Here is a 23645-nt window from a genome sequence, read left to right on the forward strand (position 1 = left end):
TTACACGCGTTCGATGATCGTGGCGGCGCCCATGCCGGATGCGACGCACAACGTGGCAAGCCCGGTTTCCTTGTCCGAGCGTTCCATCTCGTCCAGAAGTGTGCCGATGATGATGGCGCCGGTGGCCCCCAAGGGGTGGCCCATTGCAATCGCACCACCATTTACGTTGACCTTGTCGTGGTCCACATCAAAAGCCTGCATGAAGCGCAGGACTACCGATGCAAACGCCTCATTCACTTCGAAGAGGTCAATATCGCCGACGCTCATTCCAGACTGTTTCATGATATGTTCGGTCACGGGAACCGGCCCGGTCAGCATGATCGTGGGATCGGTACCGATCTTGGCCGTGGCCCGAATGCGCGCACGCGGCTTCAAATTGTACTTTTCACCGAACTCTTTAGAGCCAATCAGAACCGCCGCAGACCCGTCAACGATGCCAGACGAGTTGCCGGCATGGTGGATGTGATTGATCCGCTCCAAATGAGGGTATTTCATCAGCGCGACCTTATCGAAACCGGGCATGACCTCGCCCATGTCCTTGAAGGACGCTTTCAGCCCGCCGAGAGACTGCATATCAGTGCCCGGGCGCATGTACTCGTCATGGCTCAGGATCTCCAGACCGTTCTGGTCCTTGATCGTGATCACCGATTTCTCAAAGCGATTGTCGTCCCACGCAGCCTTCGCGCGGTTCTGGCTTTCAACGGCCAGCGCGTCGGCGTCGTCACGAGAAAAGCCATACTCGGTGGCAATGATGTCGGCCGAGATGCCCTGAGGGACAAAGTAAGTATCCATGGCAATCGACGGGTCGACGGCAATCGCTGCCCCGTCGGAGCCCATGGCAACGCGGCCCATCATCTCGACCCCGCCTGCGATGTAGCCGTCACCTGCGCCACCTTTCACCTGATTGGCCGCCAGATTGACGGCTTCCATGCCCGAGGCGCAGAAGCGGTTAATCGACAAACCCGGGATGCGCTCATCAAGGTCGGAGGCTAAAACGGCGGTCCGGGCCAAGCATCCGCCCTGTTCCATCACCTGCGTGGCGTTGCCCCAGATGACATCTTCGACCGCATGACCTTCCAGGTTATTGCGGGATTTGACTGCGTTCAGCACATTGGCCGACAGACGCGCTGCCGTGACCTCATGCAACGCGCCGTCCTTGCGGCCTTTGCCGCGGGGCGATCTGACCGCGTCGTAGATATAGGCTTCAGCCATTTGGGATGTCCTCCATTAAGTTCAGAACCCCGATCCAGGTGACAACGCTGGCCAGCAGCGCGCCGATCCCAAGGGGCATTTTGTAAGGGCTGAGAGGGCGCAATACGCCCGCCAGCTGTGTCTTGCGCAGCACCAGCACGGCCGCGCCTGTCAGACCGGGCACCAAAAGGCCCAGCCCATATGTTCCAGCCATCAGCAGCATTCCAAACGCACACCATGCCGCAAACATCGCGACTGCGCTGCCGAACTTGTCATCCGCCGCCCCCTCTTCCAGTTGGAGCAGCGACAGGGTGATCCCGCAGGCCACCATACCTGCCAGAAACGCCCATAAAATCACGCGCCGAGGGCCCGTTGCATCAGGTCGTAGGGATGCTTCCACCCCGGTGTTTCACTGATGCGGGCGAGCCATGCATCGATATGCGGCCAGTCCTTGCGATCAAACCCGAACGGTTCATCGTAAAAGAGATAGGAACAGCAACTGATATCGGCCACTGTGAGCGCATCTCCGACAATCCAGTCACGCCCATCCAGATGGTCGTTGAGTACAGCGTAGGCAGCCTTCAGGCGGCCCTGAAGAAATGCGATAGCCTCTTGAGGACGCTTTTCTTGCGGCAGGAAATTCAGCAGAAACCGCGCAACCCCCGCCTGGCTCGACATCTTGTGGTTGTCCCACAAAACCCAGCGAAGCACTTCGTATTTGTCGTCTTCCGTACCGCCAAGCCTGCCGGTCTTGTCTACAATGTATTGCTGAATGACACCGGATTGGGTCAGCTTCACGTCCCCGTCGATCAAAACAGGAACCTCCCCCATCGGGTTCAGCGTTTTAAAGGCGTCACTGCGGGCTGCGCCCTTGAAGAAGTCGACAAACACAGGTTGCCAATCGACGCCTGCAAGCTCAAGGGTCAAGGCTGCTTTGTAGGCATTGCCGCTTTCGCCAAAACAATAAAGTTGCATGGTCATATTAATGCCTCGCTTGGTGCACGCGTCGGGTTCGAGTATTTTCGCCAGAAAGAAGTTTACACCCTTGCTCGCAGTAACCGGCTGTTAAGTATATTTCGCCACCTTCAGCAGCGCGGTACAGGCTGGAGAGCCGATGGCCGTCCAGAGAGAAGTCGTCCTGCTGCTCCCCATGGGCCCGGGCCCGCGAGTGGCAGGGCGCGTCTTCACAATTTTCCGGACACCGCTCAGACAGATCGCCGGTTGGCACTTCTTTCTGGTTAAAATACTCATGGCACAACGGGCGGGTCAGGGACTGCGTCATCTTTTGCGCGCTTCCAGTTCTGAATTGAATAGACGCAATCTGTGGGTCAGGTTGTCCGTGTGTGTCACGGATCCGAAATTCTCGAACAGAAATGACAACGCCTCCCCTTCGTCCAGACCGGCTTCCGCACTGAAGCCCTTGAGTTTGCGCCACGCTTCCTCGCTGATCGCGAGATTGACGCGTCGTGTGAGCTTCAGCCGCTTGGCCATTCCCGCCCCCCCTGAAAGAAATCCCCGGAGGCTGAAGCCCCTGGGTCAATTCTTTAGAAGTTTGCGGCTTGCAATGCCATCACGGTATCCGCGCCGCTTTCGATGCGAGACAGGTGCATCGCTGTGGCTGGCAATTGGCGGGCCATGTAGTACTTGCCGGTCGCGATTTTCGTCTCATAGAACTCTGTGTCGGATGCGCCGCCGGCCAGTGCGTCCATCGCTGCCTTGCCCATTTTGGCCCACATCAGGCCAAGGCAGACATGACCGAACATATGCATGAAGTCATAGGATCCGGCCAACGCATTGTTCGGATTCTGCATGCCGTTCTGCATGAAGTACATGCCTGCCGCCTGCAGATCCTTGGAGGCGGCTTTCAGCGGTTCGAGGAACGCTTTTTCGTAGTCTTCGTCGCCGCCATTCTCCTTGATAAAGGTTTTCACCATCTCGAAGAATGCCATGACATGCTTGCCGCCGTCCTGCGCCAGTTTCCGGCCCACCAAATCCAGCGCCTGCACACCGTTGGCACCTTCGTATATCATGGCAATCCGCGCGTCGCGAGCGAACTGGGACATGCCCCATTCCTCGATATACCCGTGCCCGCCATAGACCTGTTGGGCGGCCGTGGCATATTCGAAACCTTTGTCGGTCAGGAAGCCCTTGATGACTGGCGTCAGCAGAGAAATCAGGCCATCAGCAGCCTCATCATCGGCCAGGTTGTGCCGGTCGATCAAGTGCGCGCCCCAGAATGTGAACGCGCGTGCGCCCTCGACGAAGCTTTTCTGATCCATCAGGTTGCGGCGAATATCAGGATGCACAATCAGCGGATCCGCGGGACCGTCCGGGTTCTTGACGCCGGTCACGTCGCGCCCTTGCAGACGGTCATTCGCATAATCGACAGCGTTCTCGTAGGCCACCGCAGCCTGAGCGTAACCCTGAAGACCCACACCCAGACGCGCTTCGTTCATCATCGTGAACATGGCGCGCATGCCTTTGTGCTCTTCCCCGATCAGGTATCCTGTGGCCTCGTCATAGTTCATGACGCAGGTGGAATTTCCGTGAATACCCATCTTTTCTTCGATCTTGCCCACGGACACACCGTTGCGCTGGCCCAGCGAGCCGTCATCGTTCACGAGGAACTTTGGTACGATGAAAAGGGACACGCCCTTGATGCCTTCGGGACCGTCTTTGATCTTGGCCAACACCAGATGGATGATGTTGTCGGCCATGTCATGCTCACCTGCGGAGATGAAGATCTTCTGGCCCGTAATCTTGTAGCTGCCATCCCCTTGGGGGTCGGCTTTCGTGCGCATCATGCCCAAGTCCGTGCCCGCATGGGGTTCGGTCAGGTTCATGGTGCCCGTCCATTCGCAGCTGACCATCTTCGGCAGATATTTCTGCTTCTGCTCTTCTGATCCGTGTGCGTGGATCGCCGAGTAAGCGCCATGGGTCAGACCCTGATACATATTGAATGCCATGTTGGCCGAGACAAACATCTCGCCCACGGCAGTTCCCATCAGATAGGGCATGCCCTGGCCGCCATACTCGGGATCGCAATCAAGGGCGGTCCAGCCGCCTTCCTTCATCTGCTCGAAGGCTTCCTTGAATCCGGTCGGCGTGCGAACGACGCCGTTTTCCAGCACACAGCCCTCGGTGTCGCCCACGACGTTGAGCGGCTGCAGCACCTCGCTCGAGATTTTCCCGGCCTCTTCAAGGATTGCGCCGGTAAAATCACGGTCGAGTTCGTCGTATCCAGGCACGTCTTGTTCGGTCACTTTCAGAACATCGTGCAATACGAACTGCATGTCTTTGGTTGGAGCTGTATAGCTTGGCATATCGTCCTCCCTCGGGGGTTTAGGTCTTAGCCTGCAGCCAGTTTCGGCTGTTGCAAAGAGGCGAGCATTTTCTCACCCCAACGCAATTGGTCCTGCAGGTCGTTGATGGCGTCCGTCAGCTCTTCGCGTTGACGGATCATGTCCGACAGGCGCTGCTGGGCGATTTCATACGTCTTGCTGAATTGGGTCATCTGCTGGTCGCCGACATTGTAGAGGTCGAGCAGCTGACGAATTTCTTCGAGAGAGAAGCCGAAGCGCTTGCCGCGCAAGATGAGCTTCAGCCGCGCCCGGTCCCGGCGGGTGAAAAGCCGTTTCTGCCCTTCCCGGATCGGGAACAAAAGCTCCTTGGCTTCATAGAAGCGAAGTGTGCGGGGGGTCACCCCAAAGGCATCACACATTTCGCGAATCGTCATTGTATCCTCAGACATCATAAGTCCTCCGCGCATAAAACGTTGCTGTGGTGCGGCTGACTTGGTTGGTACTGACCCCACCTTACAAGAAGTGTTGACGTTAACGTAAATGTAACGTCGCGTCAGAAAACAGTTGACGCAATGTCAGTCAACGTAAAGTAGCAAATTGGGAAATAATCTGTCGTCGGTCGAGTGACGATTTACGGGGAGAAGTCTGATTTCTTTCCCCTTTTTACCATATTTTTAAGGACGATTTCGAATCTGAAGTGTCGGTATATTGCGAGGTGACGAGGTTCAAACCGACCTGGCGACGTTATTCAAAGGACCCGCCACGACCTGTTTCAGAGGTTCTTTGCCACCTGATCACGTAAACCCTGTAACTCGTCGATGGCCTCTTCGATCTGGGTTTTGCGGGAGTTCAACTCGTCCAGTTGCAGGTCCGCATGCTTGACCCAAGTTTCCATTTGCACGCGGTTTTCCGGGTCCTTGTCATAGAGATCGAGCCACTGCCGGATGTCCTCAAGCGAGAAGCCGAACTTGCGCCCTCGCATAATCAGCTTCATCCGAGCCACTTCCCGCGGGGTGTAGAACCTGCTGCGGCCTTCGCGCTCTGGCGAGAGCAGTTCGATGTATTCGTAGTATCGCAGGGTGCGGGGTGTGACGTCGAATTCGCCGCACATTTCTTTAAAGGTCAGCCGGGTCTCTGCCATAGTCCATTGCCTTTCAGGGGGCCAACGAAGCGGTTTGATCCTCACCAGCGCGGGGTGCTGTCCCGGACTTTCGAGGGTTCCACCGTTAACCTTAGTTACAGACCGTCGTTTTTGCAAAAAACGGGACCACTCTGCAAGCGGATGGCTCAGATTAACCGCAGGATCTTGCCATGGTTCGAGCAGACTGTCAGACCATGTCTCATGGATACAGAAAGCCATCTTCATATCGCCCGGCGGTTCATCGAGGCCATTCCCCATTCCAAAGCGCTTGGCATGGAGGTGGAGGAGATTGCGAATGGCAAAGCGGTGATTTCAATGCCCTTTGACCCGCGTCTGATCGGTGATCCGGAAACGGGCGTGATCCATGGCGGTGCGGTTTCGGCGCTTATGGACACATGCTGTGGTGCGGCCGTTATGTCACATCCCGATGGCGCGATTGCGACCGCAACGATTGATCTGCGGATCGACTACATGCGACCCGCCACGCCGGGTCAGCGGATCCGGGCGAGGGCGGAATGCTACCACGTCACCCGCTCGGTCGCATTCGTGCGCGCCACGGCACTGGACGAGGATGACAGCAGACCCGTCGCCGCCGCAACCGGGGCATTCACCTTTCAGCGCCAAGGGGGGGCATAATGGCCAGTCCGGAACCAGTGCAGGTTGTCAAAACCCGTCGCGATGCGGCTCTGCGTGCGTTGGTTGAGGGTGTACCCTACATCCAGTTTCTTGGCATTACCTTTGATCGGCGCGGGGATGAGCTGACATCGGTTCTGGCCTACCGCGAGGATCTGATCGGCAATCCGGCAATCCCCGCTATTCATGGCGGTGTCACGGCGGCCTTTCTGGAGGTCACCGCGATTGTCGGGCTGACTTGGGCGTCCCAATGGGATGCCATTGAAGGCGGGCAAATGCCGATCGACGAGAATGCCCGCCCGCGAATGCCAAAGACGATTGATTTCACCGTGGACTACCTGCGCTCTGGCCTGCCGCGGGATGCCTACGCGCGGGCGCGGGTGACACGGTCCGGACGGCGCTACGCCTCTGTCCATGTGGAAGGGTGGCAGGACAACCGCGAACGGCTCTTTGCACAGGCCACCGGGCATTTCCTGATGCCCCCCTCTGATGGCTGAGGCCACCCCGCAGGGTCCGATCACCAATCGCCGTGTTCTGACCATCGCTCTGCCTATTGTCTTGTCGAATGCCACGATCCCTATTCTGGGTGCGGTGGACACGGGCGTTGTGGGGCAGATGGGCGAGGCGGTTCCCATCGGCGCAGTTGGCATTGGCGCCATTATCCTCAGCGGCATTTACTGGATCTTCGGCTTCCTGCGCATGGGCACCGTCGGTCTCACCTCTCAGGCTCACGGCGCCGGGCGGCAAGGCGAAGTGGCCGCCATGCTGAGCCGTGCTTTGATGATCGGCTTTGGCGCCGGGTTTTTGCTGATCGCGGTGCAGGTGCCGATGTTCTGGGGAGCATTCCAGATCTCCCCCGCCAGCGCAGAGGTCGAGACATTGGCCCGGGATTACATGCAGATCCGCATTTTCTCGGCACCTGCGGCCATCGCGCTTTATGGCATCACCGGTTGGCTCATCGCGTTGGAGCGCACGAAAGGTGTCTTTGTCATCCAGCTTTGGATGAACGGGCTCAACATCGTGCTGGATCTGCTGTTTGTCCTTGGGTTCGGATGGGGTGTGGAGGGCGTGGCCATCGCGACCTTCCTTGCCGAATGGTCCGGGCTGGCATTGGGTTTGTGGCTGTGCCGGGACGCCTTCAAAGCCTCCGCGTGGAAAGATCCCGCACGGGTGTTCGAGCGGACCATTCTGGTGCGCGTGGCGCTCATCAATACCGATATTCTGATCCGCTCTGTTCTGCTGGAGGCGGCGTTCATCTCGTTCCTGTTCTTCGGGGCGGATTTTGGCGATGTGACATTGGCGGCCAATCAGATCCTTCTCCAATTTCTGCACGTCACGGCTTTCGCACTGGACGGTTTTGCCTTCGGGGCAGAAACGCTTGTCGGCCAGGCCTTGGGTGCCCGGAACAGGCCGCGATTGCGACGGGCCGCCTGGGTCAGTTCGAAGTGGGGCGGTGTATGTGTCGTTGTGCTGGCGGGCTGCTTTGCGATGCTCGGCGGAGCCATCATCGACATCATGACCACGGCACCCGATGTGCGGGCGGAAGCGCGCACCTACCTGATCTACATGACGCTCGCCCCACTTTTGGGGGTGGCCGCGTGGATGTTTGATGGCATTTTCATCGGGGCGACGCGGACAGCCGACATGCGCAACATGATGATCCTGTCATCCATCGTCTATTGGGGGTCACTGCCGTTTCTGCTGCCTGCCTATGGCAATCACGGCTTGTGGATCGCGCTGCTTTTGATGTTCGTGGCACGGGGCATCACGTTGGGCTTGCGCTACCCGTCATTGGAAGCGGACGCGGACAAGGCCTAGAGCCAGTCATCGCGCCCGGTTCCCACCGCGCCGGCGACGGTGTCAAAGCCGTTTTCCGATAGCAACTGGTTCAGGCCGTGCGGGATGCTCTCGGCCAGCGCAAGGCCGCCATAGACCATTCCGGTGTAAAGCTGCACCGCGCTCGCCCCGGCGCGGATTTTCTGGAACGCTTGTTCGGCTGAAGCCACGCCGCCAACCCCGATGATCGGCAGGTCGGTTTGACTGGAGAGCTGCGCCAGCACCCGGGTCGACCGCTCAAACAGCGGTTGACCCGACAGTCCCCCGATTTCTGTCCGAAGGTCGGAGGTCAATTGATCGCGTGACAGGGTTGTGTTCGTCGCGATCAGCCCGTCGATTTTTGTATCAGTGGCGACCTCAGCAATCTGAGCAATTTCTTCGGTCTCCAGATCCGGCGCAATCTTCAGAAAGATCGGGATCGGTAGTGTCAGATCTTCCCGCACCTCGACAATATCACGGAGCAGACCACGCAGGGCGTCCGCCCCTTGCAGATCGCGCAGTTTTTCGGTGTTGGGGGAGGACACGTTGACCGTTGCGAAATCTACCACGTGCCCGGTGGTCCGCAAAACTGTTGCAAAGTCCTTTGCCTTATCGGTGCTGTCTTTGTTGGCGCCAAGATTAAGGCCAACCGGGATGGATCTTGTTCTCCGCGCCAGCCGGGACGCGATCTGATCCATACCGTCATTGTTGAACCCGAACCGGTTTATGGCGGCTTTGTCTTCGGCCAGCCGGAAGAGACGCGGTTTCGGGTTGCCCGGCTGGGCTCTGGGTGTCGCTGCCCCGACCTCAAGAAAGCCGAAGCCCGCGCGTGCCAAGGCATCGACGGCTTGGGCATTCTTGTCGAAGCCTGCGGCCAGTCCAACGGGGTTTGGCAGATCCAATCCGCAAACGGTCGTGGCAAGCCTTGGGGATTTGACCGGACCGGGCAGGGGCACCAGACCAGCATTTACAGCTTTCAACGCCAGGCCATGGGCGGTTTCGGGATCAAACCGGCGTAAGAGCGCGAGGCCCGCGCTTTGAATGAACGTCATGCGACGAAATCCGGCAGACTGTGATGTCCGCCCGTCAGAGGTGCGACCCCGTGCTGGACAACCTCTGCCAGATCAAGCGATCTGTAGAGATGGGGGAACAGGTCCCCACCGCGCGACGGCTCCCACTTCAGATCAGCGCCGACCGCGTCTGTGTCTACGGCGCAGATCACCAGACCGTCCTGACCCCCGAAATGCTTGGCCAAAGTCTCGGCTATCTGGCTTGCCGTCGAAAAATGAATGTAGCCGTCCGTCAGATCAATCGGTGCACCTTCAAACTTCAGATCGTGCTGAAATGTTGCCCATTGGTCGGCGGTCAGTATCTTGTAAATCTGCATTGCGCTGTGTGACCCTAAGTTAACTCACGGGTCAAGGGACAGTGTTTGACTCCGCCGCGCGGCTCGGCAAGTGTTGATCCACCAATTTTCACCAGGGGGTGCTCACCATGTCTATCAAATACCTTGCCGCCACCGCTGTTCTGGCTCTGATGCCGGGGCTTGCGCAGGCAGAATATTCACTCACGATTCTTCATACAAATGACTTTCACGCGCGGTTCGAGCCGATCAGCAAGTATGATTCAGGCTGCTCTGCCGAGGATAACGACGCCGGGGAATGCTTTGGCGGTTCCGCACGTCTTGTGACCGCCGTGACGGAGGCGCGCAGCCGGTCCAACAATTCCATCCTCGTGGATGGCGGAGATCAGTTCCAAGGCACGCTGTTCTACACCTATTACAAAGGTGCGATGACGGCCGAGATGATGAACAAGCTGGGCTATGACGGCATGACCGTCGGTAACCATGAGTTCGACGACGGCCCGGAAGTGCTGGCGGGCTTCATGGATGCAGTCGAGTTTCCGGTCTTGATGTCCAACGGCGACGTCACGCAGGAGCCCGCGCTGGCCGACAGGCTGATGAAATCCACAGTGATTGAACGGGGCGGCGAAAAGATTGGCCTGATCGGCTTGACCCCGGAGAACACAGACGAGCTGGCAAGCCCGGGCCCGAATGTCACCTTCTCCGATCCAGTAGCTGCGGCGCAGGGGGAAGTCGATAAGCTGACGGCTGAGGGTGTGAACAAGATCATCGTGCTCAGCCATTCCGGCTTTGAGGTGGACAAGCGGATCGCGGCGGAAACCACGGGCATCGACGTGATCGTAGGCGGTCACTCCAACACGCTTCTGTCCAACACGCAGGAGCGCGCGGTTGACGTCTATCCGGTCATGGTGGGCGAGACTGCCATCGTTCAGGCCTATGCCTACGGCAAGTTTCTGGGCGAATTGAACGTCACCTTCGACGATGCAGGTGTGCTGACCGAGGCGGTGGGAGAACCGCTGATCATTGACAGTCAGGTGGCTGAAGACAGCACAACGAAAGAGCGCATCGCCGAGATGTCCGCGCCGTTGGACGAGATCCGCAACAAGGTTGTTGCCTCGACTGCCGCCAGCATTGAAGGCAACCGGGACGTATGCCGGGTGCAGGAATGCGAGATGGGCAATCTGGTCGCCGACGCCATGCTGGACCGCGTGAAAGATCAAGGCGTGAGCATTGCAATTGCGAACTCGGGCGGGATCCGGGCGTCCATCGACGCAGGCGAAGTCACCATGGGTGAGGTGCTGACGGTGCTGCCGTTCCAGAATACCCTCTCCACCTTTGAGATCAGCGGCCAAGGCCTCATCGACGCTTTGGAAAACGGCGTGAGCGAAGTGGAAGAGGTCGGTGGCCGGTTCCCACAGGTGGCCGGTCTTAAGTTCATCTGGGATCCGTCCAAACCCGCAGGTGAAGGCCGCATCACGGAAGTGATGGTCGAAGGCGATGACGGGTTCGCGCCGCTCGACGTCGCTAAGGTCTACTCAGTTGTGACGAACAACTTCGTGCGCAATGGCGGCGACGGCTACAAGATGTTCTCTACCGATGGGCTGAACGCCTATGATTTCGGACCGGATCTGGCCGATGTCATGGCTGAATATCTGGCCGAGAAGAACGGCGCATACGAGCCCTACACCGACGGACGCATCGCGCAGCAATAATGCGCTGAACAAGACGACAAAGGCCGCGTTGTGACGCGGCCTTTTTTTATGTGCAACCCAGAGAATGCAGTGTCAGTTCAAACACCGCCGCAGGTTTGTCTGGAAGAGCGATCCGGACACCGTCATACCCGCGCCGCTGTTGGGTTGAACGTAATAGGATCGCTCGGTCGCGCCGCGCCCCTTGCACCTGACGTTGACCTGAGCGGCCACGTTGTTTTCCTCAATCTCCACGACCTTGCATTGGAGACCATTGTCGCGAAGGGTGGACCGGCTGAAGGACCATGTCGTACCCTCCTGACTGCAGCTTCCGCCAACCTCTCGCCAAAGACCTGCGATCTGCGTCTGAAAGAGCGTTCCGGCAGTGGGTGGTGGCGATGCCGGCAAGGTGCCGCTAGTCATGGAAACCTCGGTCAACTCCATCGGGTCACTCGGGCCAACCACAATAACGGATCCGGTGGGCATTGGCCCCGTATCACTCAGAAGCGGATTGGCCGAAAGCAACTGCGATACACCGATGCGGCATTCGGCGGCGACGCTGCGCAACGTATCGCCCGGTTCAACCGCATAATAGAGCCCGCAGGCCGCAGTGGCTGGTACAGGAAGCGTGGTTAATCCGACAGCGAACAAAAGAGAACGAACAGACATTTGAAAACCCCCACATGGTTACAGGGAGGTAAACACCCGACGCCGCCTAAGGTTTCATCCGGCCGCGGCAGTCTGATCGAGATACGGCATCAATTGGGGCCAGTCGAAAGTGACCCCAATGCCCGGCGTCTCGGGCGCGACCGCCAGCGTGCCATCGAGGCGTAGGGGCGCCTTGGTGTAGCGGTCGATAGGGAACGAATGCACCTCGATCCAGCCATTCGTGGGCTGACCGCCCACCAGCGAAACGTGCAATTCCTGCATCCCGTGGGAGCATACGGGAATATGGTTCGCCGCCCCAAGCGCTGCCACCTGCAACCAGCCGGTGATCCCGCCGCAGTTCGATGCATCGGGCTGGAGGAAGCCCAAGCCCGCCTGAGCGACAGCATATTCGAACTCATGGATCGTGTGCAGGTTCTCACCCATCGCAATCGGGATGTTCGTGCTGGCCGCGATCCGCCCGTAGCCCGCGTAGTCGTCCGGTATGGTCGGCTCCTCAAACCAGAGCAGGTCAAACGGGGCAAAGGCCTTGCAGGCCGCGATGGCCTGATCGACGCTCATCGAATAGTTGGCGTCCACCATGAAGGCGATGTCGGGTCCGATCAGATCGCGGACAGCGGCGATCCGATCCAGATCTTCCGCCAGTGTCGGCTGGCCGATCTTGATCTTCACCCCGTTGAAGCCCCGATCCAGATAGCCTTGGACGGACTCCAATAGTTTCGGCAGGTCAAAGCCCAGATCAATGCCACCGCAATAGGCTTTGGCCCGGTTCGACCTCCCGCCAGCCATTTTCCACAAAGGCAACCCGTTGGCCTTGCCCCGCAGATCCCAAAGCGCGATATCCACGGCCGAGATCGCAAAGCTGGCAATGCCGCCCCGCGCGACGTAATGCACGTGCCAGCCCATCGCGTCATAGAGCGCCTCGACATCTGTTGCATCCTGACCTTGCAAAAACGGCGCCAGGTCATCGCGGATCATCGCAAGAACGGCCGTTCCGCCCTTGCCACCGGTATAGGTGTAGCCTGTGCCCTGCGTGCCATCTTCCAGCGTCACGGTTGCGGTGATCAGTTGAAAATGGGTGTGGTCGCCGTGTTTTGCGTCCACCAGCACTTCATCCAGCGGCACGTTGAAAAGCTGCGCCTTGATGTCCGTGATCCGCGCCATGATCTACATATCCGCGCATTCCGGAACCGGTGTTTTCAACATTCCATCCGCCAGAAACTGCAGCAGGTTGTCGACCGTCAGCGCGCCCATGGCGGCCCGTGTTTCAACCGTTGCACTGCCCACATGGGGCAACAGCACCACGTTATCCATCGCCTTCAGTGCATCGGGGATATGGGGCTCTTTTTCGAAAACGTCTAACCCTGCAGAGCCCACGCGCCCGGCTCGCAATGCGTCGATCAACGCGGCTTCATCGACCACCGATCCACGGGACACGTTGATCAGCATCCCCTCAGGACCCAACGCATCCAACACCTCGGCATTCACCAATTTCTCGGTAGAGGGCCCGCCCGGTGTGATGCAGATCAGGACGTCTGACGCTTTCGCCATTTCGGTCAAGTCGGCCACATAGCGATAGGGCACGTCTTTCTTGGACCGCGTATGATAGAGGATCGTCGGTTTGAAAACCTGCAACCGCTCCGCAATTTCCTGCCCGATCCGCCCCATACCCAGAATGCCGATGGTTCGGTTGTCCGGCGAGCGGGACAGAGGCGCGTTCCCTTGCGCCTCCCACGCGCCGGAGCGCGCATGGGCCTCGTCATGGCGGAAGTTGCGAAAGCCCGCCAACAGCAGCAGCAGGGTAGTGTTCGCGACCTCTGCATTCAGCACATCGGGCGTGTGGGAGACCTTTATCCCGCGTGCCACGGCCGCATCCGTGTCAATAGCATCGTAGCCGACACCGTAGCATGAGATCACCTTCAGGTTCGGCAGCGCCGCCATGATATGGGGCTTCACCCCGTCATGGCCGTTGGTGGCCACGGCGGTGACCTTGTCCCCTTGATTTTTTGCCCAGGCGTCGAAATCATCGATCTCGGACAGCTTATGGATGGTGAATTTCGCCCCCATCCGGTCGAGCATCACTTCGGTCGCGCCGCCGATCAGCAGAAGATCAGGCATCTTGATCCACCGTCTGGCGCTGGCGGCCCAGCCCTTCGATCTCCAATTCCATCACGTCGCCCTTTTTCAGGTAAACCGGCTCGGGCTTCATGCCCATGCCGACGCCCGGAGGGGTACCCGTGGTGATCACGTCGCCTGGATGTAGGGTCATCAGCTGGGACAAATGGGAAATGATCTGCGCCACGGTGAAAATCATCGTGCTGGTATTGCCCGTTTGCATTCGCTTGCCGTTCACATCCAGCGACATGGCAAGGTTCTGCGGATCGCCCACTTCGTCCCGGGTGACAAGCCATGGTCCGGTCGGCCCGAACGTGTCGCAGCTTTTGCCTTTGGTCCACTGGCCCGTCAGCTTGGTTTGAAAGTGCCGCTCTGACACATCATTGACGACGCAATAGCCCGCCACATGGTTCAGCGCATCGGCCTCGCTGACATACTTGGCCTCGCTTCCGATCACGACACCCAACTCGACCTCCCAGTCCGTATGAGTCGAGCCGCGCGGCATCACCACATCGTCATACGCTCCCACAATCGCCGAATTTGCCTTGAAGAACAGAATCGGGTGCTCAGGGATATCCGCGCCGGTTTCCGCAGCGTGGTCCGAGTAATTCAGTCCGATACACAGGAACTTTCCAATGCTGCCGACGCAGGCCCCGAGGCGGGGATCACCGTCTACGGCGGGCAAGCTGGTCACGTTCAGATCCCGCAACTTGTCCAGTGCAGCATCCCCAAGAGTGCTGCCCTCCACATCCGCAATCACGCCGCTCAGGTCACGCAATGTGCCGTCTGGGTCTATCAATCCGGGCTTTTCCGATCCGGGTGCGCCGTAACGTACAAGTTTCATATCTCATCCCCTCTAGTGGTTGTCGCGCGGCATGTGTTTGCGGGCGATGTCTTGATATTTCGCGGCGCCCTCAAGGGTCATGCCCTCACTGAACGGCTGGACCTTCTCGCGGAAGATCTCCTGCCATGGGCTCTGGCTTTCGGGTGCGTCGATGGACCCGTTGGTCAGTTTGGCGCGGCGGGCGGCCAGTTCGTTCTCGGGGACATGCATATCAGCGGTGCAGGCCCCCAGATCAATGCGTATCGTGTCGCCGGTTTGTACCAGTGCCAGACCGCCACCATCCGCCGCCTCGGGCGACGCGTTCAGAATGGACGGCGATCCGGACGTGCCCGATTGTCGCCCATCACCGACGCAGGGCAGGGCGTGGATGCCCTGCTTCAACAGGTATGCCGGCGGGCGCATGTTCACGACCTCGGCCCCGCCGGGATACCCCTTGGGCCCGGCACCACGCATGATCAAAATGCAGTGCGCGTCGATGCCAAGGCTCTCGTCGTCGATACGGGCATGAAAATCCTCGGGTCCGTCAAAGACGATCGCGCGGCCCTCAAAGGCGTCGGGATCATCTGGGTTCGACAGGTAGCGGTCCCGGAATTCCTTGGAAATCACGCTGGTTTTCATGATCGCACTGTCAAAGAGGTTGCCCTTCAGGTTGATAAAGCCCGCGTCCTTCACCAGCGGCGCGTCGGCTGCGCGGATGACGTCTGGATTGCCCGTCCGCAAATCCTCGCAATTCTTGGCCATCGTCTTGCCATTCGCCGTGATCACATCCGGATGGGGCAAAAGTCCCGCGCCGATCAATTCACCGATCACGGCCGGCACGCCGCCGGCCCGGTGATAGTCCTCGCCCAGATATTCACCGGCAGGCTGCAGATTGACCAGAAGCGGCACCTTGTGGCCAAGCGACTGCCAGTCGTCATTGGTGAGGCTCAGCCCCAGATGTTTCGCGATCCCGTTCAGATGGATCGGCGCGTTGGTGGAGCCTCCGATGGCGGAGTTGATGACGATCGCGTTCTCGAACGCTTCGCGCGTCATGATCTGGGACGGGCGCAGGTCGTCGTTCACCATCTCCACGATCCGCTTGCCGGTCTGGTAACTGATCTGGCCTCGCTCGCGGTAGGGCGCCGGGATCGCGGCAGAGCCCGGCAATTGCATCCCCAACGCCTCGGCCAGCGAATTCATGGTGGTGGCCGTGCCCATCGTGTTGCAGTAGCCCACTGACGGAGTGGACGAGGCGACCAGATCCATGAACCCGTCATCGTCGATCTCGCCGGCCGCGTGCAATTCCCGTGCCTTCCAGATGATCGTGCCCGATCCCGTCCGCTGCCCTTTGAACCATCCGTTCAGCATTGGTCCCACAGACAGCGCAATTGCCGGGATATTCACCGTGGCAGCTGCCATCAAAAGCGCAGGCGTGGTCTTGTCGCAGCCGATGTTCAGAACGACGCCGTCGATGGGATAGCCATAAAGCGTTTCGACAAGGCTCAGATAGGCCAGATTGCGGTCCAGCATCGCCGTTGGGCGCTTACCGGTCTCCTGAATGGGATGCACCGGAATTTCGATCACAGTTCCGCCCGCTGCGATAACACCGTCCCGCACGCGCTTGGACAACTCGATATGGTGCCGATTGCACGGGCTCAGATCGCTTCCTGTCTGGGCGATCCCGATGATGGGCTTGCCGGATTGCAACTCCTCACGGGTCAGCCCGTAATTCAGGTACCGCTCCAGATAGAGCGCGGTCATCTCCTGATCATCTGGGTTGTTGAACCAGGCTTGGCTGCGCAGTTTGGGTGTCTTATCGCTCATCGCATGATCCTCAATCAGATGTCGACCGCAGGGGCCGGTATTTAAACGACACAGGTCGCTTCTTTCTGGCCAAAATACTCTCGCCGAAGGCGTCTTCCCTCAGCCGCTCCACCCGCCGTCGATCACGTGGGGCTGCCCGGTGGTAAAGCCGCTTTCGTCGCTCGCCAAATAGACAACCAGCGCTGCGATTTCCTCTGCCTTGGCCACCCGTCCCATGGGCTGGCGGGATACGAACTGCGCCATGGCGTCCTCGACGCTGCCTAGCTCTTCCCCCAACGCCTTGACGCGGTCGTGCCAGCTTGGGCTCTCGACCGTGCCGGGGCAGATGCAGTTACACCGGATGCCTTTGGTGATGTAGTCGACCGCTACGGATTTCGTCATGCCGATCACCGCAGCTTTCGTCGTTCCATAAATAAACCGGTTGGGCGCCCCGATGATCGACGAACAGGCCGATGACATGTTGATGATCGACCCGCCACCCCGCTCCAGCATACCGGGTAGGGCAGCGCGGATCGTTCGGAACATGGACCGGATATTGAGGTCGAACGCGAACTCCCACTCCTCATCGGTGGCGTCCAGAACGCTGCCGTGATGAACAAATCCGGCGCAGTTGAAGAGCACGTCCGGCGCGGCTTTTTCCACCCCTGCAGATACCGAGGCAGCATCCCGCGCATCTAGGACAAGTGTTTCGATGTTGGCATGATCAAGCTCGGCCAATGCATCCGCATTCACATCCGTCGCAAACACATGCGCGCCTTCGTTTGCCATCGCAAGCGCGCTTGCGCGACCAATCCCTTGACCGGCCGCCGTCACCAGGGCGCGCTTTCCTTCAAGTCTTTGCATTGAAACGAAAACCTCCCACAGTCTTACGCTGATTTCTAGGGCTTGACGGCGTCTTTAAACGCCGTCCCATGACCCTGATTTGCCCTGAGTCCTAGGACCAATTTCCGGCGTGGGCAATCCTTTTCACCACCGGCTCTTTCGCCTAGTGTTTGCGCAAACAGGGGAGGACCGTATCTTGTCGAAGTCACACATCGCGCTTTTGGGCACTGGCCTGATGGGCGCCCCGATGGCCCGTAATCTGCTGGCTGCGGGGCACCCGGTGACGGTCTGGAACCGGACCGCCGAAAAGGCGCAGGCGTTGGAAAAGGACGGGGCCAAAGTCGCGCCGGACGTGCCGGGCGCCGTTGCAGGGGCGGATGTCATCATTTCAATGCTGAGCGACGGGGTCGCGGTCAGCCAGCTTATAATGGATACCGCGGTCACCGACGCGCTGAAACCCGCCGCGATCTGGATCGACATGTCATCCGCCAAGCCCGAAGAGGCGCGCGCGCAGGCCGGTCATCTGACCCAACTGGGGTTTGATCATCTGGACGCGCCGGTTTCTGGCGGCACCAAGGGGGCAGAGGCTGGAACGCTCGCCATCATGGCGGGTGGTGCGACCGCGTGCTTTGCCCGTGCCGAGCCCGTGTTTTCCGTGATGGGTCGCCCGGTGCATGTGGGGCCTTCCGGTGCGGGGCAGCTGTCAAAACTAGCCAATCAGGCGATTGTCGCGGTCACCATCGGTGTGGTTGCGGAGGCGATGCTTCTGTTGCGTGAAGGCGGTGCAGACCCCGCAGCGGTGCGTGACGCGCTAAAGGGTGGCTTCGCGGACTCGACCATCCTGCAGCAGCATGGCGGGCGCATGACCGAGGGCAATTTTGAGCCGGGGGGGCTCTCGAAATTTCAGCTCAAGGATCTCGACAATTTGCTGCACGAAGCGCGGGGCATCGGGGTTACACTGCCGCTGGCGCAAGACGTGCGGGATCGGTTCGAGCGGTTTTGCAACGAATTGGGTGGCGCGAATAAAGATCACTCCGGGCTATTCCTGGAGCTTCTGGATCAGAACGGGATGGCATCATGAAGGTACTCATACTTGGCGGCGGCGGCATGGTCGGACAGAAACTCGCGCGCCATCTTGCGGCCAAAGGTCTGAACGGGACGTCGGTCGACCTCACCCTGCACGACATCGCCTTCCCGCCGGACGCGATCCCCGGCGCGGCGCAGAAGACGGGCAATCTGGCAGAGCCGGGTCAGATGGAGGCGTTGGCCAAGGACAGGTACGACGTGATTTTTCATCTTGCCTCCATCGTGTCGGGCGAGGCGGAAACCGATTTTGACAAGGGGTGGCAGGTCAACATGTTCCCCACCTGGCGATTGCTGGAGGCCTTGCGTTCCGAGCACGAGGCCACCGGTGGATCCTATGTGCCGCGGCTGGTCTTCACCTCATCGATTGCGGTTTTCGGCGGACCGTATCCCGATCAGATCATTGACACGTTCTTCTGCGCGCCGCAGACCTCTTACGGCGCGCAGAAGGCCATTTGTGAGACGATGATCTCGGACTTCTCGCGTAAAGGCTTCGTCGATGGTCTTTCGATCCGACTGCCTACAATCTGTGTCCGGCCCGGCAAGGCCAATCTGGCCGCATCGTCGTTTTTCTCCGGCATCATTCGGGAGCCGCTGAATGGCAAGGATGCCATCCTGCCGGTTCCTGACACCGTGCGCCACTGGCACGCCTCGCCCCGGTCTGCGGTCGGGTTTCTGGTTCACGCGGCGGGGCTGGATACCCGGCGGCTTGAAGGGCGGCGCGCTTTGAATTTGCCGGGCGTCAGTTGCACGGTGGCCGAACAGATCGAGGCGTTGCGCCGGGTGGCGGGCGAGGATGTCGTTGCCCGTATCAAGCCGCAACCGGACCCGGCCATTCAAAAGATCGTCGCGGGCTGGCCGCGTGATTTCGCGCCAGAGCGAGCGATTGCACTTGGCTTCACTGCAGAGCAGAGCTTTGAAGAGATCATTCGCGTCTACATCGAGGACGATCTGAAACCGGTCTAGAGATTGCGTTTTAGGTGGTCGTATATCGCCTCGCGGCAGGTCGGTTCGTCGCGCGCCAAAGCGGCGTCCAGAATCGCCTGATGTTCGCTGATGATGGCGCGGAAGTAGTTGGTGCCGAAGTCCCGTTCCTGCGTCACCATCTGCTGGCGGAATTGGTCGTAGACCCGATTGTAAGTCTCTCGCAGCAATGCCGAATCGCAGGCGGAGATGAGTGTCTTGTGGAAGTCGCGCTCCGCATCGCTCCACAATTGCATGTTGTCCTCAACGGCGCCTGATGTGGCCACGCGCGTTTCGATGTGACTGAGTTTGTGATGAGCCGCGGCCAGTTGCGCTTCCCATTCCAGACCGCCGTTTTGCATCGACGCAATCGCGCCTTCCTGTTCCAGCAAAATACGAAACTTGGTCACGTCATGGCGGCGTTCCGGGGTGGCCTCGCGGGTCCGAAACCCGCGCTGTTCCTCGAACGTTACAAGGCCCGCCGCAGTCAGGCGCAACAAAATCTCGCGAATTGTATTGGCCGAACAATTGTAGCGTTTGCGCAGATCTTCGGGCTTGAGTTTCTGCGCCGGTCCGAACTGCGCGGTGAGCAACATCCGGTGAAGTTCGTCGTGAATTTCGGTGGTATGCACCTTTGTCAGCATCTGGCCTAGCCCTTTATGTTGCCTTTTCTGAGTAGCTTTATAATTTCGAATATTCAACAAAATTTCGAAATTATAAAAAATATCAATTTTTTGTTGCGAGGTCGGAAAGCCGTTGCTACGGTCTGGCTCACGCGGTGCCAAAGACGGTCGGACGACAAGACCCCAGGTGCCCGGAGATTCAAACCGTCTGGGAGGACATCATGACATTCAAGAAGACCGTGGCGGCATCTGTTGCAGCCCTTGCGATGGCAGCCACCGGCGCCTTGGCCGATGGCCATGCCGAGAAGACAACACTGCGCATCCAAACCCACTACGCACCTGAAACCGTGTCCGGCAAGCTGGCGGCGCAGTATGTCGAGGACATTCAGACGATGTCCGGCGGCGCCATTGAAGTGGAGATGTTCTATTCCGCTTCCGTCGTGAAATCCGTTGAGACCTTTGATGCGGCGGCAACTGGCATTCTCGACTGCGATATGACGGGCGGCGGCTATCAGACGGGCAAGAACAGCGCGTTCCAGTTCGTGGGCGATATCATGGGCGGCTACTCCACGCCGTATCAGCAGCTGAGCTGGCTGTATTACGGTGGTGGTAAGGAAGCTGCTGCGCCGCTCTATAACAAGTATGGGATGGAGTTGATCGGTTGGTGGGTCTACGGGCAGGAAAGCTTTGCCTCGGGCAAGCCCATCGAGAAGGTGGCAGATTTCAAGGACTGGAAGTTCCGCTCGCCCCCCGGCATGGAAACCAAGATTTTCGAAAAGCTCGGTGCCAAGCCAATCGTGATGGACTTCACTGAAATCTTCACCGCGCTTGAAACCGGAATCATCGACGGGGCGGATGCGTCTGGTTTGGCAAACAACGTGGGCCTTGGTCTGTATGACATCGTCAAGTATGCCAACTTCCCGGGCTTCCACTCAATGCCATCCGATCACCTGGCATGTAACAAAGCCAAATGGGACGCGATGCCCGAAGCTCACCAGCGCATCATGAATGTTGCGATGGAAGCATTGGCTTTGCGCACAGCGCTGACCTTCGAAAAGAAGAACGCCGAGGCCGCTGCACAACTACGGGAGCAGGGCGTGACACTCAGCGCGTGGTCCGACGAGGAGCTGCAGAAGTTCCGGGATGCAGCGCAGGCAACATGGCCTGAGTTTGCCGATACACCGGAAGCCAAAGCACTGGTCGAAAGCCACATGGCGTACCTGACCCAGCTTGGTCTCGTGTCCGGTAACTAACTAAGCCAAACGACGGGCGACCCTTCCGGGTCGCCTCTCTTCTTTTCACGAAAGTGCGGAGACTCTGATGGTCGAGCATGAGCGTACCGGCTGGGTGGATGCCTTCACCTGGCGGTTTTCCCGACTTGCCATGATCCTTCCGGCCGTGATCGTCGCGATCATGTTCTACGAAGTTCTCATGCGCTACGTGTTTGAGCGTCCGACCTTGTGGGTCAATGAGGCGTCGCTCTGGATGGGGGGCATGGTGTACCTGTTCTCCGGTCTCTACGCGATGCAGCAACGCAGCCACATCCGGATATTCATCCTCTACGATGTCGTGCCTTTGCCGCTGCGCCGTCTTTTCGACATTGTGTCGATGTTCTGCGTGATCATTTTTTGCTTCGCGGTCATCTGGGGCGGATTTGGCGAGGCCTGGGCCAAGATGATGCGGTGGGAGCGGTTCGGAACTGCATGGGATCCACCGATCCCGGCCACGATGAAGCCGCTGATCCTGTTCACCTTGTTCGTCGTGACCGTGCAGGCCGTGTCCAACCTGATCATGGACTGGAACCGACCGCCGGAACATCTCGACATCACGGATGAGGTCGACATCAACATCGAAGAGATCAAGCGCGCGCAGGCCGAGGCCGCAGCCGAAGCGGAAAACCCGCTGAAGAGAATAAAACACTAGACCGCACTGGTCCGGGGACACGGACAGCCGAGGTCATCGAGGGGGACATCATGGATATCGGGACAATCTCACTCGTCCTACTGCTTGGGATGCTGGCGCTGTTGGCGATCGGGATGCCTTTGGGGTTCGCCTCAGGCTTCCTGGCCGTACTGGTCATGGTGATGAAGTTTGAACCGCAGCTTCTCTGGGCGCCGTGGACCTTTGGCGACGGGCTTCTGACCGGCAATTTCGGGACTGGGCCACTGAATATTCTGGCCCAAAGGATGTATGGGCTAACAACAGATTACGTCCTGATCTCTGTTCCGCTTTTTATCCTGATGGCAACACTGCTGGAGCGTTCGGGGATCGCGCGGGACATGTATTCTTCGCTTTCCGTCTGGCTGAACCGCACCCGCGGCGGCATCGCGATTGTGACCTCCCTGATGGCTGTCGTCATGGCTGCCATGTCCGGTATCATCGGCGGCGAGGTCGTGCTGTTGGGCCTCATCGCATTGCCGCAAATGCTGCGACTTGGCTACGATCAGAACCTTGCCATCGGTACGATCTGTGCGTCCGGTTCGCTGGGCACGATGATCCCGCCCTCCATCGTTCTGATCTTCTATGGGCTGATCACGGAGACGTCGATCCACGCGCTCTTCAAGGGGGCATTCGTGCCGGGCTTCATTCTGGCCTCTTGCTACATCACATACATCATCATCCGCACGCAGATTAATCCATCGCTGGCCCCGCTGCCTGAACCGTCCGAAGATGATATGACCGGTTCGCAGAAGCTGACCTACGGCTCCGCTCTTTTGGCGATGATTGCTGTCGTTGTCCTCAGCGTTGGCATCGGACGTACGGTCTTTCTGATTGCGATGGAGCGGGTGACAGAACAGACGTCGATCCTCAGCAGCGGGCAACTGACCACGCGGGGTATTATTGTTGTGGCGCTGTTGGCCTTTCTTTTGCTCTACATCCGTCCGAAGCGGGCAATCGAGGCATGGCATGTGGGCAAAGGTCTTCTGGCGCCGATGCTGGTGGTGGGCGTTGTTCTGGGCTCCATCTATGGCGGGGTTACGGGGATCACCGAAGCCGCCGGGATGGGAACGATTGCCGTTCTGATCATGATCTTGCTGCGGGGCGAATTTTCTCTCACGTTGCTGCGCGAAGCCCTGATGCGCACGTTCAAATCCACCGGCACGATCATCTGGGTAACCTTCGGGGCCACGGCACTTGCGGGAGCGTACACGATTGCGGGTGGGCCGACTTACGTGGCCAATCTGATCGTAGGCTACGATCTCCCGACGCTGGGCGTCCTCTTTGTCATGATGATCATCTTCCTCTTTCTGGGTGCCTTCATGGACTGGGTTGGAATCGTGCTGCTTGTGATGCCTGTCTTCCTGCCCATTGTTCTGAAGCTGCCCATCGAAGAGATCGGGGTGTTCTCGCCACTGGTCGAAGATCCGCGCTTCCTCAGCGTCTGGTTCGGCATTCTGTTCTGTGTGAACATGCAGGTCAGCTTCCTGTCACCACCCTTCGGTCCGGCGGCGTTCTATCTGAAATCCGTAGCCCCGCCGCATATCAGCTTGCCGGATATCTTCCGGGGGTTCCTGCCCTTCATCGCCATCCAACTGTTTGTTCTGATGTTGATCCTCTTCTTCCCGGAACTGACGATGTTCTTCAGATAACCC

Annotated in this window: 25 protein-coding genes; 9 read left to right on the plus strand and 16 right to left on the minus strand. The window is 58.9% G+C overall.

All coding sequences use genetic code 11. The features are described 5' to 3' along the window. The 7 genes from KIN_RS12505 to KIN_RS12535 form a co-directional block, all read right to left on the minus strand. Positions 1 to 1212, minus strand: coding sequence for an acetyl-CoA C-acetyltransferase (locus KIN_RS12505; RefSeq protein ID WP_159807397.1), 1212 nt, complete (start codon positions 1210 to 1212; stop codon positions 1 to 3). Then, complete coding sequence (locus KIN_RS12510; RefSeq protein ID WP_159807399.1) at positions 1205 to 1549, minus strand: hypothetical protein; 345 nt, start codon at positions 1547 to 1549, stop codon at positions 1205 to 1207. Before KIN_RS12510 ends, KIN_RS12505 begins: the two co-directional genes overlap by 8 nt. After that, the gene (locus KIN_RS12515) at positions 1546 to 2172 is read right to left on the minus strand and encodes a glutathione S-transferase family protein (protein WP_159807401.1); all 627 of its coding nucleotides are present in this window, start codon (positions 2170 to 2172) and stop codon (positions 1546 to 1548) included. Before KIN_RS12515 ends, KIN_RS12510 begins: the two co-directional genes overlap by 4 nt. A gap of 297 nt (positions 2173 to 2469) precedes the next feature. Next, a complete protein-coding gene (locus KIN_RS12520; RefSeq protein ID WP_159807403.1) occupies positions 2470 to 2682 on the minus strand; it encodes a hypothetical protein in 213 nt (70 codons plus the stop codon). A gap of 53 nt (positions 2683 to 2735) precedes the next feature. Further along, positions 2736 to 4514, minus strand: coding sequence for an acyl-CoA dehydrogenase C-terminal domain-containing protein (locus KIN_RS12525; protein ID WP_159807405.1), 1779 nt, complete (start codon positions 4512 to 4514; stop codon positions 2736 to 2738). A gap of 26 nt (positions 4515 to 4540) precedes the next feature. Further along, entirely contained in the window at positions 4541 to 4942 is a 402-nt protein-coding gene (locus KIN_RS12530; protein WP_159807407.1) for a MerR family transcriptional regulator, read from the minus strand. 323 nt (positions 4943 to 5265) lie between these two features. Continuing rightward, positions 5266 to 5634, minus strand: coding sequence for a MerR family transcriptional regulator (locus tag KIN_RS12535; protein WP_159807409.1), 369 nt, complete (start codon positions 5632 to 5634; stop codon positions 5266 to 5268). Positions 5635 to 5835: 201 nt separating this feature from the next. Here KIN_RS12535 and KIN_RS12540 point away from each other — a divergent pair, with 201 nt between their 5' ends. From KIN_RS12540 to KIN_RS12550, 3 genes are read left to right on the plus strand one after another with little or no spacing between them, the layout of a single operon-like run. Continuing rightward, a complete protein-coding gene (locus KIN_RS12540) occupies positions 5836 to 6270 on the plus strand; it encodes a PaaI family thioesterase (RefSeq protein ID WP_159807411.1) in 435 nt (144 codons plus the stop codon). Next, entirely contained in the window at positions 6270 to 6764 is a 495-nt protein-coding gene (locus tag KIN_RS12545; RefSeq protein WP_159807413.1) for a PaaI family thioesterase, read from the plus strand. Before KIN_RS12540 ends, KIN_RS12545 begins: the two co-directional genes overlap by 1 nt. Continuing rightward, positions 6757 to 8085 carry an MATE family efflux transporter gene (locus KIN_RS12550; RefSeq protein WP_159807415.1) on the plus strand — a complete coding sequence of 443 codons (1329 nt, stop codon included), beginning with the start codon at positions 6757 to 6759 and terminating at the stop codon, positions 8083 to 8085. The genes KIN_RS12545 and KIN_RS12550 overlap by 8 nt, the downstream gene beginning before the upstream one ends. Here the strand turns inward: KIN_RS12550 and KIN_RS12555 are convergent. Both KIN_RS12555 and KIN_RS12560 read right to left on the minus strand, forming a co-directional pair. Beyond that, positions 8082 to 9134: a quinone-dependent dihydroorotate dehydrogenase gene (locus KIN_RS12555; protein ID WP_159807417.1), complete on the minus strand. Its 1053-nt coding sequence runs from the start codon at positions 9132 to 9134 to the stop codon at positions 8082 to 8084. The genes KIN_RS12550 and KIN_RS12555 overlap by 4 nt on opposite strands. Continuing rightward, entirely contained in the window at positions 9131 to 9469 is a 339-nt protein-coding gene (locus KIN_RS12560) for a DUF952 domain-containing protein (RefSeq protein ID WP_159807419.1), read from the minus strand. The genes KIN_RS12555 and KIN_RS12560 overlap by 4 nt, the downstream gene beginning before the upstream one ends. A 107-nt stretch (positions 9470 to 9576) precedes the next feature. Here KIN_RS12560 and KIN_RS12565 point away from each other — a divergent pair, with 107 nt between their 5' ends. Beyond that, positions 9577 to 11157 carry a bifunctional metallophosphatase/5'-nucleotidase gene (locus KIN_RS12565; protein ID WP_159807421.1) on the plus strand — a complete coding sequence of 527 codons (1581 nt, stop codon included), beginning with the start codon at positions 9577 to 9579 and terminating at the stop codon, positions 11155 to 11157. 72 nt (positions 11158 to 11229) lie between these two features. On the opposite strand, the gene KIN_RS12570 is transcribed toward KIN_RS12565, so the two are convergent. The 6 genes from KIN_RS12570 to KIN_RS12595 all read right to left on the minus strand — a co-directional run bounded on the left by KIN_RS12570 (position 11230) and on the right by KIN_RS12595 (position 17404). After that, complete coding sequence (locus KIN_RS12570) at positions 11230 to 11802, minus strand: LysM peptidoglycan-binding domain-containing protein (RefSeq protein ID WP_159807423.1); 573 nt, start codon at positions 11800 to 11802, stop codon at positions 11230 to 11232. Between the two features lie 54 nt (positions 11803 to 11856). Then, positions 11857 to 12963, minus strand: a complete 1107-nt coding sequence (locus KIN_RS12575) for a mandelate racemase/muconate lactonizing enzyme family protein (protein ID WP_159807425.1) — start codon at positions 12961 to 12963, stop codon at positions 11857 to 11859. 3 nt (positions 12964 to 12966) lie between these two features. Beyond that, entirely contained in the window at positions 12967 to 13917 is a 951-nt protein-coding gene (locus KIN_RS12580) for a 2-hydroxyacid dehydrogenase (protein WP_159807426.1), read from the minus strand. Next, positions 13910 to 14758, minus strand: coding sequence for a fumarylacetoacetate hydrolase family protein (locus tag KIN_RS12585; RefSeq protein ID WP_159807428.1), 849 nt, complete (start codon positions 14756 to 14758; stop codon positions 13910 to 13912). Before KIN_RS12585 ends, KIN_RS12580 begins: the two co-directional genes overlap by 8 nt. A gap of 12 nt (positions 14759 to 14770) precedes the next feature. Next, entirely contained in the window at positions 14771 to 16561 is a 1791-nt protein-coding gene (locus KIN_RS12590) for an IlvD/Edd family dehydratase (RefSeq protein ID WP_159807430.1), read from the minus strand. 99 nt (positions 16562 to 16660) lie between these two features. Then, entirely contained in the window at positions 16661 to 17404 is a 744-nt protein-coding gene (locus tag KIN_RS12595; protein ID WP_159807432.1) for an SDR family oxidoreductase, read from the minus strand. Positions 17405 to 17579: 175 nt separating this feature from the next. Here KIN_RS12595 and KIN_RS12600 point away from each other — a divergent pair, with 175 nt between their 5' ends. Both KIN_RS12600 and denD read left to right on the plus strand, forming a co-directional pair. Further along, on the plus strand, positions 17580 to 18464 hold the full coding sequence (locus KIN_RS12600) for an NAD(P)-dependent oxidoreductase (protein WP_243144914.1): 885 nt from the start codon (positions 17580 to 17582) through the stop codon (positions 18462 to 18464). Next, a complete protein-coding gene (gene denD / locus KIN_RS12605; RefSeq protein WP_207710137.1) occupies positions 18458 to 19432 on the plus strand; it encodes a D-erythronate dehydrogenase in 975 nt (324 codons plus the stop codon). Before KIN_RS12600 ends, denD begins: the two co-directional genes overlap by 7 nt. On the opposite strand, the gene KIN_RS12610 is transcribed toward denD, so the two are convergent. Continuing rightward, entirely contained in the window at positions 19429 to 20214 is a 786-nt protein-coding gene (locus KIN_RS12610) for a GntR family transcriptional regulator (protein ID WP_159807436.1), read from the minus strand. The genes denD and KIN_RS12610 overlap by 4 nt on opposite strands. A 59-nt stretch (positions 20215 to 20273) precedes the next feature. On the opposite strand from KIN_RS12610, the gene KIN_RS12615 reads away from it, so the two are divergent. The 3 genes from KIN_RS12615 to KIN_RS12625 all read left to right on the plus strand — a co-directional run bounded on the left by KIN_RS12615 (position 20274) and on the right by KIN_RS12625 (position 23642). Further along, on the plus strand, positions 20274 to 21305 hold the full coding sequence (locus tag KIN_RS12615; protein ID WP_159807438.1) for a TRAP transporter substrate-binding protein: 1032 nt from the start codon (positions 20274 to 20276) through the stop codon (positions 21303 to 21305). A gap of 67 nt (positions 21306 to 21372) precedes the next feature. After that, positions 21373 to 21975: a TRAP transporter small permease subunit gene (locus tag KIN_RS12620; RefSeq protein ID WP_159807440.1), complete on the plus strand. Its 603-nt coding sequence runs from the start codon at positions 21373 to 21375 to the stop codon at positions 21973 to 21975. A gap of 50 nt (positions 21976 to 22025) precedes the next feature. Further along, the gene (locus KIN_RS12625) at positions 22026 to 23642 is read left to right on the plus strand and encodes a TRAP transporter large permease (RefSeq protein WP_159807442.1); all 1617 of its coding nucleotides are present in this window, start codon (positions 22026 to 22028) and stop codon (positions 23640 to 23642) included. Positions 23643 to 23645: the final 3 nt, after the last annotated feature.

The organism is Litoreibacter roseus, from assembly GCF_009811795.1.
GTDB lineage: Bacteria > Pseudomonadota > Alphaproteobacteria > Rhodobacterales > Rhodobacteraceae > Litoreibacter > Litoreibacter roseus.